The following is a 12,350-nucleotide window of genomic DNA, read 5'->3' as shown; positions in this document are numbered from 1 at the left end:
CCTAGGCGTTAACCCGCCGCATCTAACAGCGGCGTGTGCGGCCTATGGGTGCGCTGCAGCATTACCACCAAAAGGATCACGCCGCTAAGCAGGGTCAGGCTGCCAGCCACCACGCCGCTCCAGCCCCAATGCTGCCAGAAGGGCAAGAGGAAAGGGCCGCCCAGCGCCGCCCCCAGATAGTAGCTACACAGGTAGAGCGCCGTGGCCTTCGCTCTGTGCTGCTGGGCGCGCTGTGCTACCCAGGCATTACAGACACTGTGGAAGGTGAAGAAACCAAAGCTCGACAGCAGGAAACCGATAACGATGGCGCTGCTGGTATCCCCCAGGGTCACCAAGCTACCGACGCACATCATCACCGCCGAGAGGATAAACAGCGGCTGGCGCCCCAGGCGGGTCACCCACTTGGCGGAGCGGAACGAGGCGTAGGTACCGCTCAGATAACAGAGGAAGATCAGGGTGACCTGAAACTTGCCCCAGCCAAACGGCGCCTGCATCAGGTGCAGCTGGATATAGCTAAACTGATTGACCATCACCATGAAGGCCAGCGCACCCAAGAGGTAGAGCTTCACCAGGGTGGCATCGCCAAGGTGCAGGCCAAAGCCCTTGAGATCGGCCAGGCCAAAACCGATCTTGTGTTGACGGCGACGGATCCGCACCCGGTCGAGTCGCGGCAGTAACATGAGTACACCCACCACGCCAGCCAGGGTCAAGACACTCACCAAGCCCATGGCCTCTACCCAGGTCAGATACTCTGTCATCAGACCGCCGAGCAGGCGCCCGGCGATGCCTCCCAGGCTGTTGGCGCCGATATAGATGGCCCCCGCCTTAAGCAGCACGCTGGTATCGAGCAGATCCTTAAAATAAGCCATGGCGATGGCGGGCACCGCCGCCAGCAGTATCCCCTGAAACAAACGCACCGCCACCAACGCCGAGAAATCCTGCACCCAGATCAACATGAGATCCGCCACCACAAGCAGCGCCAGGCTCCAGAGCAGCGGCTTGCGCCTGCCGAGCTTGTCAGACAGGGTGGCATAGAAGAGCAGCGCGAAGGCCATGGAGAAGCTGGTCACAGACAACAACAGGGTGGCGTGGGCCGGCGACACGCTAAAACTGGTCGCGATCAGCGGCAACATCCCCTGCACCATATACAGGTTGATGTAGATCACCACGGAAGCCAGAGAGAGGCCCCAGATCAGACGAAGTTGTAGTGGACGGCTGGCGGTCATGTTGTCGCGCTCAATAGGATAGATAGACACAGGCTAGCACCGGCGCTAACATAACAAAAATAGATTATATATATGATATCGATAATAACTTGTTATAGACAATTCCGATAACCAATGCTTGAAAACAATCTGCTAAAAAGCGCTTAAGACAATGGTGCTAACTCGGCGTGATAGAAAAATGCGAGAAGGTGGGATGAAAGATGGATATCAAACAGCTTAGGCAGTTCGAGGCGCTGGCGACCAAGGGCAGCTTTACCCTGGCGGCCAAGCAGCTCAACCTCGCCCAGCCCGCCCTGAGTCAGGGGATAAAACGCCTCGAAGAATCCCTCGGGGTCACGCTCGTCAACCGCAACAAACATTATCGCGGTCAGGATGGCAGCCGCCTCACCCTCACCGCCGAGGGCGAGGCGCTGGCGCAACACGCCAGGCTGATCCTCAAGCAGGTAAAACAGGCCGAGGCCCATATTAAGTCCATGGCCAACCTCACCAAGGGCGAGGTGCGCATCGCTGTGCCCGGCATGCTGGGCTCCTACTACCTGCCCTCTCGCTTGATGGCCTTCAGGCACAGGTATCCGGATCTCAAGCTGTCACTATTTGAGGGCGGTACCCGCGACAGCCTGCGCATGTTGCAAAACGAAGAGGTGGATATCGCCATCATCACGGGCCAGGATCTGCAGCCTAATTTCGACAGTCATCTGTTGCTCAGAGAGCAGATGGTGGTGGCCGTGGGAGAAGATCATCCCTTGGCGGAGCACAAAGGGATCACCCTAGAGCAGTTTTTCGAGCAGGAGCTGGTGATGTTTAAACCCGGCTATTTTCACCGCGAGTGGATGCTGTCTCAGGCCAAGGCGCTGGATCTCGAGGTGAATATTGCCTTCGAGACCAACCTTATCAACCTAATCAAGCAGGTAGTCGCCCAGGGGTTTGCCATCACCAGTGTGCTGGAGATGGTTATCGAAGAAAGAGATCCTATCCGCGCCATCCCCTTCTCACCTGCGGTGCATCTGGACCTGCATATTGCCTGGAATAGAGAACGCCCCATCGGTCTGGCCGACAGGGCGTTCGTCGAGTTCTTGATGAATAACCCTTAGCGGGATGCTAACGGCTTCATGGGACCAATCTAACTGGCATCGGCCTGACGCTCGGGCGCCGCCAACTGGAAGGCCTCGAGCTTATGGCAATTATCCCAGATACGGCGAATGTTGGGATAAGCGCCTAAGTCGACCTTGAAGCGATTGGCATTATAGACCTGAGGGATAAGGCAGAGATCCGCCAGCGTCACCTCATCGCCATAGCAGTAGGTGCCGGCGTGCTTTTCCAGTTGCTTTTCAAACGCGCCAAAGCCCTGGTGGATCCAGTGATGATACCAGGCATTCTTAGCGTCCTCATCCAGCTCAAGTGTGTTGGTGAGATACTGCAACACCTTAAGGTTATTCAGCGGATGCACTTCACAGGCGATAGAGAGCGCCATGGCGCGCACCTCGGCTCTCGCCTTAGGATCTTTTGGCAGCATCATAACGCCGCCATATTGCTCGTCGAGATATTCGATGATCGCCAGCGACTGAGACAAGACAAATTCGTTATCGCCCTCGATCAGGGTAGGCACCAGCTCCTGGGGATTGAGCGCGGCATACTCAGGCAAGTGCTGCTCGCCGCCATCCTTCACCAGATGCACAGATTCGAGCTCTGCATCCAGTCCCTTCAAATTCAATGCGATACGCACCCGATAAGCGGCGCTGGAGCGCCAGTAGCCCAATAATTTCATCACACGGCTCCTTTTCTCTCTCCGCCCATTGCCCGGCGGCTGTTACAAAAACGGGGCAACCTTGGTCGCCCCGAAGTCTCAAAAGTTTTTGAGAGTTAACCTTTGTACTCAACCACCTGCTGGTCGATGGCACCAAAGATAGATTGCTCATTTTCATCCAGCATCTCGATGCGCACGCGATCGCCGAAACGCATGAATGAGGTCGATGGCTTACCGTCGCTGATGGTCTCCAGCATACGGGTCTCGGCCAGACAGCTAGAGCCAGCGCTGCGATCATAGTTAGAGATGGTGCCCGAACCTATGATGGCGCCGGCGCCCAGCGGGCGAGTCTTGGTGAAATGGGCAATCAACTGACTGAAGTTAAAGGTCATGTCGATGCCACAGTTTGGCTTACCAAACAGCTCGTTGTTCAGATGGGTGATCAACGGCAGATGCACCTTAGACTCATGCCACTTGTCACCCAGCTCATCAGGAGTCACGGCAACAGGTGAGAAGCTGCTTGATGGCTTAGACTGGAAGAAACCAAAGCCCTTGGCCAGCTCGGCTGGGATCAGGTTACGCAGCGACACATCGTTCACCAGCATCAGCAGCTTGATATGCTTCTCGGCCGACTCTGCGTCTATGCCCATAGGCACGTCGTCGGTGATCACTGCCACTTCAGATTCAAAATCTATGCCCCACTCTTCGCTGGCCAGCTCGATATCCGCCTTAGGCGCGATAAAGCTGTCAGAACCGCCCTGATACACCAGAGGATCTGTCCAGAAGGTTTCTGGCATCTCGGCGCCACGGGCCTTACGTACCAGCTCAACGTGGTTCACATAGGCGCTACCGTCCGCCCACTGATAGGCACGTGGCAGCGGTGACAGGCACTTGTTCTCGTCGAAGTCGACTGTGTTGTCTAGCACGCCTTGGTTGAGGGCCTCATAAAGCTCTTGCAGTTGCGGCTGAAGCAGATCCCAGGCGTCGAGCAGCTGCTGCATGGTGTGCGCGATGGCCGGTACCGCAACAGCCTTGGTTAGATCTTTACTCACAAGCATCAGCTGACCGTCACGACGGCCGTTGTTATAACTTGCTAACTTCATACCCACTCCTTCCGAATTCTTCTCTTGCCAGACCTTAGGGGCGCGCCGCTAATGGGTCTGGGACTATCAATTTGGCATAGAAATACCCTATGCGCCTCAAGATAGGAATAGCGTGATACAAATCACACTCCTTCCCATAACATTCAAATTTGTAAACAATTCATGACAGGCAGAGAGAACCCCAAATTCATGGGGTTTCGGCCTTATCTCTGCCTAGAAAACCGCCAGCCAACTGGCAATAAGGTTTTACATCCCTTTTTGCTTGCTGATCTTATATTCTCTCAGCTTGTTGGCGATAGCCGTGTGAGACACCCCGAGTTTCTTCGCCAGCTGGCGGGTACTGGGGTACGCAGGATAGAGACGTCTGAGCAGGCTCGCCTCAAACTGTTTCATCGCCTGATCCAGACTGCCCTCAAACTGATGATCGAAATAACCAAAGCCCTCGGCGTATGACGGTAATTTTAGCTGATCCACGGTCAGCTCCGCCGAGCCGTCCCACATGGATACCGCACGGAAGATGGCGTTTTTCAGCTGGCGCACGTTACCCGGCCAGGCGTAGCCCAGCAGATGCTCGCGGCATGGGGCCGAGATACGACGAATAGGAATAGACAGCTGCTGACTGTAATGCTCGAGGAACATCTCGGTCAGGGGGATCACATCCACCTTACGCTCTCTGAGCGAGGGCATATGGAAGCTGAGCACATGGATGCGATAGTAGAGATCTTCGCGGAACTCGCCGGTCTGGCACAGCTCGGCCAGGTTCTTCTGGGTCGAGCAGATGATGCGCACGTCTGAGCGCACCTCCACATCGCCGCCCACCCGGCGGAAGGTGCCATCCTGCAGCAGACGCAGCAGTTTGACCTGGGCCGCCTTGGACATCTCCGCAATCTCATCCAAGAAGACGGTGCCGCCCTTGGCCTCTTCGAAGAAGCCACGCTTGACCACCTCACCGCCGCTGACATAACCGAAGAGCTCCTCTTCGGCGGCGCTGTCAGGCATGGCGGCGCAGTTAATCGCAATAAAGGGATGCTCACGACGCATGCTGGCATCGTGGCAGGCTCTGGCCATCAGCTCTTTACCTGTGCCCGTCTCACCCGTGATCAGCAGAGGCGCATCGAGCTGGGCCATGCGTCTGGCCTGCACCAACACCTCTTTCATCTTGTCGCTGACCGCCAGCACATTCTCAAACCCTGTGGTCTGATTCTGTAGGGCGTTAAACTGCTTGCCGACCCGTGCGGGCGATTTGAGGGAGACTACGGCGCCAGCCAAAATGGTCTTGTCGTTCTCGTCGGGCAGATAGATGGGCAGCATCTCGGCCAGGTATTCGCTCTGGCCTATGTTAACCCGGGTGGCCTGGGCCAACACCAACGGCTCGCTGAGCCAGCGGTTGAAGTTAAAGCCCTGCACCCAATGATTGAGGGGTTCGTCGAGCACCTCGTGCTCGCCCATGTTGACTGTCATCAGCGCCGACTCGTTGACGATACGGATCCGCCCCTTAACGTCGATGGAGAAGACCGAATCCGGCAGCGTCTTCAACAAGGTCTTAAGCGCGTAATGCTCCTGCTCGGAAGGCATGAAAGAGACGGTGCGCACGTCGTGCACCCCTTCCACCTTCCTGATTAACGGCAGCAGCTCACTGAGCACATCAAAGTTGACCTCAGCAAACTGCAGATAGAGAAATCCCTGGTTACTGGCGTCGATAGCTATCAGGTTAATGCCATAGCCTTCGAGGATCACCAGAATGTCTTTTGCTAGACCCACGCGGTCGATGCAACTTACTTCTAAGCGCATACCCTTTCGTCCCTTTTTATATTTATTACTTCACGGTTTTTGGGATTATCGCGAGCATGGTTGCGTCTCATGCCAGAAAAAGTGTGACACGCCACGCAGAAATGCCGATAAAACGCCTATACGTTAGAGTGTAATGAGATTTGTGGCAAGAGTTGTTTACACCGGATTCGAAACGCAACCAAAAAAACAGCGCCATAGCTAGGCTATGACGCTGTTTTTAAATCAATTTTAACTTAGTCCAATAACTGGTCTGTCTTGGCCGCCATGATGAAATCGTTGCGGTGTAGTCCCTTGATCGAGTGAGACCACCAGGTCACAGTAACCTTGCCCCATTCGGTTAGAATGCCGGGATGATGAAACTCTTCCTCCGCTAAGTCAGCCAACTTATTGGTAAATTCCATCGCCAGCTTAAAGTTTTTAAACTTGTAGACACGCTCAAGCTGCATGATACCGTCACGCACCTCGACGCCCCAATCTGGGATCATGCGGATCAGCTCGGCCAACTCGGCATCGGTCACCTTAGGCGCGTCGGCCTGGCAGGCTTCGCATTTCATTTGGGCTAATTCAGTCATACTTCTTCCTTCTGATTTTCTTATCTGGCTCTATTAACTGGCTTTCGATTTTGGCTCAAACATGGGGGCATGCAGGCCGAGCTGGCGTGCCTTAGTCACGGCGCCCATGATGTCCATTTTGACGATTTCGTCTAAATAATCAATTGAATCAATAGCGTAATAAATTGGTTGCATGATATCGATGCGATAAGGGGTTCTTAAGATATCCAACAGATCGAAAGGCTTCACCACCGGGGTGTCGCTCATGGCGTATAGCGTCTCACCGGGCGAACTCAATATGCCGCCGCCGTAGATCTTCAGCTCATCGTTGGCCTGACGGATCAAACCAAACTCCACGGTAAACCAGTAGAGTCTGGCGAGAAAGACACGCTCCTCTTTCGAGGCGGCCAGGCCCAACTTACCGTATTCGTGAGAGAAACGGGCAAATGAAGGATTGGTCAGCAGCGGGCAGTGACCGAAGATCTCGTGGAAGATATCGGGCTCCTGCAGGTAGTCGAACTCCTCCTTACTGCGGATAAAGGTGGCAACCGGAAACTCCTGGTTGGCCAGCAACTGGAAAAACTTCTCAAAAGAGATCAGCGCCGGCACGGCGGCCGTCTTCCAACCTGTGGCCTGTTGCAGCACAGCGTCTATTTCGCCGAGCTGCGGTATGCGATCTGCAGGCAAGGCAAGATCTTCGAGCCCTTTCAGATAGGCATCACAGGCATAGTGGGGCAAATTGCCTTTCTGTCTGTCGTACAGCGCTTGCCAGATCTCATGTTCATTGTCAGGGTATTGGATGAACCCTTGGCTATCAGGCAGTCTGGCCTGATACGTAGTTTGTTTACTCATGATAAATACAACACAAATGACTGCTCCTGCCTCCATATTTGACTAAACGCCGGAGTTTGTTAACAGGATCACACTTTATAATTTGGCTTGAGCGCCGCTCAAGATGTAACCTCAAATTTACATCAGGCAGAAAATGAAAATTTAAATCGTTTTTATTTATGCACTTACAGAGAAATAAACATGTAACACTCTTGACACAAATGCCGACTTTGACATCAATTTCATCTGCTTACCCCATGAGACAAATTTTTATGTAAAGGTATTTTGCTTACTCAGCTCAATCCCAGTTCTGGCATCCAGCGCGCCTCTAATGGCGTCAGATTAGAGCTAAGGCCGACACCGACTAGTTCGACGGATACCGAGAAGCTAGCGGCCAATGCGCCTAAATCTCCTGGCTTTTCAGGGCGTTTTTATTAGAATAAAAGGGCATTTTGCGCAGCCAACTAGGATTAGGATGAAACAGCACAAAGTTCGCAAGGCCGTTATTCCCGTCGCGGGTCTCGGCACACGCATGCTTCCGGCAACCAAGGCGATCCCCAAGGAGATGTTGCCCATAGTCGATAGACCCTTGATCCAATACGTGGTCAACGAGGCGATAGCCGCCGGGATCAATGAGATAGTCCTGGTCACCCATGCCAGTAAGAACTCCATCGAAAACCATTTCGACTCCAGCTTCGAGCTCGAGGCCCAGCTCGAACGTAGGGTAAAGCGTCAGCTACTGGCCGAGGTGCAGGCCATCTGCCCAAGCGACGTGACTGTGATCAGCGTGCGCCAATCTCAGGCCAAGGGGCTGGGCCACGCCATCTTATGTGCCCAGAAGGTCGTGGGCGACGAGCCGTTTGCGGTCCTACTGCCGGACGTCATCATAGACGATGCCAGCTGCGATCTCAGCCGGGATAACTTGGCCGAGATGGTCAAGTTGTTTGATGAAACCGAAGTGGGCCAGATCATGGTCGAGGGCGTGCCAGAGAGCAGCGTCGACCAGTATGGTATCGCCGATGTGAACGGCCATCAGCTGGAGGCCGGGCAATCTAAACCTATCAATGAGTTGGTGGAGAAACCTAAGGTGGGCCAGGCGCCATCTAACTTAGCCGTGGTTGGCCGATACGTGCTCCCTAAGCAGATCTGGCAGCTGCTGGGCAAAACTCCCGCCGGCGCCGGCGATGAGATCCAACTGACAGATGCCATCGCCATGTTGATGAACAGCCAAACCGTCAACGCCTATTACATGCATGGCAAGAGCCATGACTGTGGCAACAAACTCGGCTACATGCGTGCCAATGTCGAATACGCGCTGCGCCATCACGAAGTGGGCAGGGATTTTGCCGACTACCTCAAAACATTAGTTTCAGATTTACAACAGGATAAAGATTAATGACGATTTTAGTCACTGGTGGCGCAGGCTACATAGGTAGCCACACTGTCGTTGAGCTACTCAATGATGATCAACAGGTAGTGATCATAGACAATCTGAGCAACTCAAGCGTCGAGGCCCTCAAACGGGTCGAGCAGATCACCAATAAAGGGGTCACCTTCTATCAGGGCGACGTGCTCAACAAGGCTTTCCTGCAGAAGGTCTTTACCGACCATGATATCGATGCCGTGATCCATTTTGCCGGCCTCAAGGCCGTCGGCGAGTCGGTCGCCCAGCCGCTGCGTTACTATGAAAACAACGTTACCGGCACCTTAGTGTTGTGCGAGGTGATGGCCGAATTTAACGTGAAAAACCTGGTGTTTAGCTCATCGGCCACCGTCTATGGCGATCCCGCCTCACTACCTATTACCGAAGATTTCCCAACCGGCGCCACTAACCCCTATGGTCAGTCTAAGCTGATGGTCGAGCATATCCTTAAAGATCTGCACCACTCGGACCCGAGCTGGAACATCGCCAGACTCCGTTACTTCAATCCTGTGGGGGCCCACGATAGCGGCCTCATCGGCGAAGACCCCAACGATATCCCCAATAACCTGATGCCCTTCATCGCTCAGGTTGCCGTGGGTCAACGCGAGAAGCTGAGCGTCTTCGGCGACGACTACGACACCCATGATGGCACCGGGGTGCGCGACTATATCCATGTGGTTGATCTGGCTAAGGGGCACCTGAAGGCACTTGCGAAACTCAACACTAAGCCAGGATTGGTCACCTATAACCTGGGCACAGGCCAAGGCTATAGCGTGCTGGATATGGTCAAGGCGTTCGAGAAGGCCTGCGGTCATTCTATCGCCTACCAGATCGCACCGCGCCGTCCTGGCGATATCGCCGCCTGCTACGCCGATCCCCACAAGGCGCAGACAGAGCTGAACTGGCAGGCCACCCACACCATAGAAGATATGGCCAACAGCAGCTGGCACTGGCAGTCCTCTAACCCGAGCGGCTACAAGGCCTAAAGCAGTCGGGGGCTCAGGCCCCCCATTTGATAGCAAGTGAATCTATGAGCAATCGCATCAACCAAAGCCGCCGTAACCTCTTCAGTCGCCGCAAGAGCCAGGTGATCCGCCCGCCCTGGAGCCGCACAGATGTCGAATTTACCGATATCTGCACCCGCTGCGATAAGTGTATCGATGCCTGTGAGACCAAGATCCTCTCCCGTGGCGATGGTGGCTTTCCCGAGGTCAGCTTCAGTCAGGATGAATGCACCTTCTGCGGCGCCTGTGCCAAGGTGTGTCCCGAGCCGCTGTTTACCGACATCGAAGAAACTCCCTGGCAGATCAAGGCCAGTATCGACCAGAGCTGTCTCGCCAACAGCGGCATCTGGTGTCAGACCTGTAAAGATGCCTGCGATCCCAGAGCCATCAGCTTTACCGCCAGCATAGGTCAGGCGCCCAAGCCTGTGATCGATACCGAGCTGTGTAACGGCTGCGGCGCCTGCGTAGCCCCCTGCCCTAATCAATCGATAAAACTTAGCTAATGTAGTGAAAAGCATTGCCAAAAAACTGACAGGCAGCGCCAAATATTAGTGGTTTTGTTACACAAAGTTTAAGGGTAATATTGGGCAAAACGGGCAAAAAGTTAATCATTATGTTTGGAAAGAAAAATAACAAAGCAGGTCTCACCTTTATTGCGCAAGGGACTAAATTATCAGGGGAAACTCATTTTGCCGGCGAAGCCCTCATCGGCGGCGAACTACACGGCAAAATCAGCGCGACCGGTAAGCTGACGATCGAAGTCGATGGTTATATCGAAGGCGAGCTGCAGTGTAAGGAAATTAAGGTCTCTGGTGCGTTTAAGGGCAAGATGAAGTGTGAAAAACTGAACATCACCAGCACAGGTAGCGTCGAGGGCGAGATCGCCTGTAACTCGATGGAGATCTTCGAAGGGGGTCAGTTTATCGGGATGCGCGTACGCGAAGAGGTCGCTCTGCTCGCCAGCGAACCAGACGTCCAAGCAATTAACCCTGAAACCAAATCTGATGCCGAACCTGAGGCAGAGTCTCAGTTAGACAATTACTTTAAAGAACTCACTAAATCTGCCTAATCTAGGTAAGCTTGGCTAGAGCCCTATCTGGCTATATTAAGTGGACAGCTTTAACAAATAAGGCCACAGGATTGTGTGGCCTTTTTTATATCCATCCCTTGCCCCCATTTCTTGTACTCATAATAATGAGTCTATGGTCAGCAGTCGCTTTCTAGCAGGTCAGGATGACCTGCTATTGCCTAAGGTTGCTTCTATATTCCCTCAGCAGCGCGAGAAACTCTCTCGGCGCTCTGTCTAAACAATCTTCCGGCAAGTAAACATGGTAACCCAGCTGAGTATTGAGTTGAGCGCAGCGCCGGGCAAACATCGCCTGCACGCCACTGAAATCTGTGCCTTCTAGTGTGATGGGAGTGAACTCTGAGTTGAGATAATGTTCGAGGTCCGCAAGTTCACCGTCCAGATTCAAGGAGGAGATCAGCAGCGGGCGCTGCTCGCTCAGGAGACCAGTCGCCAGCCTGGGAGGTATATCGTCGATCAGCGGCAACAGGGATTTCAGCCTGACCCCGATATAGGGCAGATCATGGCTATCGAACGTCTGAATGCTGCGAGGGATATCGACCCGTTGAATGTTGTCCCATTCCAGATAGATGCTGCCCCTGTGATGGTGATACACCAGCCCCCTGGGCCTCAGTTCTATACTCACCTCGGGCTGCATCCACTTGGCTATCCCCAACACGGTAAAGATCATACCGAAGATGAAACAGACCATGCCCGGCCCCATCAGCGCCCTGGAGGCGATAAACATGCACAGGGCACTGATTAAGGCGATGCCGCCAATCAGGGTAAAGGTGCGCGCGTTACGCTTGGTCACCGCGCGAATGACAACTGCTTCTTGTTCCATAATCTCCAAACGCTAATCTGCCAAAGCAAATTTAATCTTAAGCCAAGTTTGCCCCACATATTCATGGATCGAACGCTGGGAGGCCAACAGGTTACGGGCATCCAGCTGCCACCAGTAGCCGCCCCGGGCGATAAAGTCTGCCGGCGCCCCCTGAGGGTGCATGCCAGCCTGATGAAAGATCATCATGGCCCGTGGCAGATGGGTGGCCGAGGTCACCAGCCTGAAGGGCCTGTCACCTATCTCCCATTTGAGAAATTGTGCCTCCTCCAGGGTATCTTTGGCCAGGGGAAACTGAATGATCCGCTCAGGGTTCACCCCGAGCTCGATGGCTGCATTGGCCATCACCTGCGCCTGAGGCACAGCGTCACTGCCACCCCAACCACTGACCACCAGTTGGCAATCCTGCCCTAGGCTAAGTTGTCTCACCCCTTCGGTAAGACGGGCCAGTGCGGTGGCAGAGAGCTGCAGGGTGGCGCGATCGGCGATAGTAGAATCGTGACCACTGCCCAGCACCATCACCACGCAGGCGTTTTCTATCGGGTCGTTGTTGACTGGGTATTGCCCCTCGAGCGGTGCGGTCAGCTGATGACTGCCCCATTGACTGCTCGCCAGCAATAAGATGGTAAAAGAGAGTGTGATCAGCGCCTTAACGAACTTGCGTCGCCGAAGGATCAAGATCGCGATAAACAGGCACAATACCGATAATGGGATCGGCATTAAGAGTTGTGAAATTAGTTTTTTTACCCAGAACACGGCTATCCTTGCCC

Annotated in this window: 13 protein-coding genes; 5 read left to right on the top strand and 8 right to left on the bottom strand. The window is 54.1% G+C overall.

Features of this window, described 5'->3' with window-relative positions; translation table 11 throughout:
• Nucleotides 1-8: 8 nt before the first annotated feature.
• Entirely contained in the window at nt 9-1,226 is a 1,218-nt protein-coding gene (locus tag K0I31_RS07400; protein WP_220080796.1) for an MFS transporter, read from the bottom strand.
• A gap of 200 nt (nt 1,227-1,426) precedes the next feature.
• Here K0I31_RS07400 and K0I31_RS07395 point away from each other — a divergent pair, with 200 nt between their 5' ends.
• Nucleotides 1,427-2,317, top strand: a complete 891-nt coding sequence (locus tag K0I31_RS07395; protein WP_220080405.1) for a LysR family transcriptional regulator — start codon at nt 1,427-1,429, stop codon at nt 2,315-2,317.
• Nucleotides 2,318-2,346: 29 nt separating this feature from the next.
• On the opposite strand, the gene maiA is transcribed toward K0I31_RS07395, so the two are convergent.
• The 5 genes from maiA to phhA all read right to left on the bottom strand — a co-directional run bounded on the left by maiA (nt 2,347) and on the right by phhA (nt 7,267).
• Entirely contained in the window at nt 2,347-2,991 is a 645-nt protein-coding gene (gene maiA / locus K0I31_RS07390; protein ID WP_220080404.1) for a maleylacetoacetate isomerase, read from the bottom strand.
• Nucleotides 2,992-3,086: 95 nt separating this feature from the next.
• On the bottom strand, nt 3,087-4,073 hold the full coding sequence (locus tag K0I31_RS07385; RefSeq protein ID WP_011865237.1) for a fumarylacetoacetate hydrolase family protein: 987 nt from the start codon (nt 4,071-4,073) through the stop codon (nt 3,087-3,089).
• A gap of 246 nt (nt 4,074-4,319) precedes the next feature.
• The gene (gene tyrR, locus K0I31_RS07380) at nt 4,320-5,864 is read right to left on the bottom strand and encodes a transcriptional regulator TyrR (RefSeq protein WP_011865236.1); all 1,545 of its coding nucleotides are present in this window, start codon (nt 5,862-5,864) and stop codon (nt 4,320-4,322) included.
• Nucleotides 5,865-6,097: 233 nt separating this feature from the next.
• Nucleotides 6,098-6,436 carry a 4a-hydroxytetrahydrobiopterin dehydratase gene (locus tag K0I31_RS07375; protein WP_011865235.1) on the bottom strand — a complete coding sequence of 113 codons (339 nt, stop codon included), beginning with the start codon at nt 6,434-6,436 and terminating at the stop codon, nt 6,098-6,100.
• Nucleotides 6,437-6,469: 33 nt separating this feature from the next.
• The gene (gene phhA, locus K0I31_RS07370; protein WP_220044804.1) at nt 6,470-7,267 is read right to left on the bottom strand and encodes a phenylalanine 4-monooxygenase; all 798 of its coding nucleotides are present in this window, start codon (nt 7,265-7,267) and stop codon (nt 6,470-6,472) included.
• Between the two features lie 454 nt (nt 7,268-7,721).
• Between phhA and galU the strand changes: the two genes are divergently transcribed.
• From galU to K0I31_RS07350, 4 genes are all read left to right on the top strand, one after another.
• Nucleotides 7,722-8,642 carry a UTP--glucose-1-phosphate uridylyltransferase GalU gene (gene galU, locus K0I31_RS07365; RefSeq protein WP_220044803.1) on the top strand — a complete coding sequence of 307 codons (921 nt, stop codon included), beginning with the start codon at nt 7,722-7,724 and terminating at the stop codon, nt 8,640-8,642.
• Nucleotides 8,642-9,655 carry a UDP-glucose 4-epimerase GalE gene (gene galE / locus K0I31_RS07360; RefSeq protein WP_220080403.1) on the top strand — a complete coding sequence of 338 codons (1,014 nt, stop codon included), beginning with the start codon at nt 8,642-8,644 and terminating at the stop codon, nt 9,653-9,655. Before galU ends, galE begins: the two co-directional genes overlap by 1 nt.
• 44 nt (nt 9,656-9,699) lie before the next feature.
• Complete coding sequence (napF, locus tag K0I31_RS07355) at nt 9,700-10,176, top strand: ferredoxin-type protein NapF (RefSeq protein WP_220058563.1); 477 nt, start codon at nt 9,700-9,702, stop codon at nt 10,174-10,176.
• Nucleotides 10,177-10,286: 110 nt separating this feature from the next.
• Nucleotides 10,287-10,742: a bactofilin family protein gene (locus K0I31_RS07350; protein WP_011865230.1), complete on the top strand. Its 456-nt coding sequence runs from the start codon at nt 10,287-10,289 to the stop codon at nt 10,740-10,742.
• Between the two features lie 172 nt (nt 10,743-10,914).
• Here the strand turns inward: K0I31_RS07350 and K0I31_RS07345 are convergent, their stop codons facing one another.
• Together K0I31_RS07345 and K0I31_RS07340 are read right to left on the bottom strand one after the other, a co-directional pair.
• Nucleotides 10,915-11,583, bottom strand: coding sequence for a DUF2982 domain-containing protein (locus K0I31_RS07345; RefSeq protein WP_220080402.1), 669 nt, complete (start codon nt 11,581-11,583; stop codon nt 10,915-10,917).
• A 12-nt stretch (nt 11,584-11,595) separates the two neighbouring features.
• Nucleotides 11,596-12,300 (bottom strand): YdcF family protein, encoded by a 705-nt coding sequence (locus K0I31_RS07340; RefSeq protein ID WP_258406591.1) that lies wholly within the window; start codon nt 12,298-12,300, stop codon nt 11,596-11,598.
• Nucleotides 12,301-12,350 lie beyond the last annotated feature (50 nt).

The organism is Shewanella spartinae (genome assembly GCF_019457555.1).
Classification (GTDB): domain Bacteria; phylum Pseudomonadota; class Gammaproteobacteria; order Enterobacterales; family Shewanellaceae; genus Shewanella; species Shewanella loihica.
This window is presented reverse-complemented; position numbering and strand designations above follow the sequence as displayed.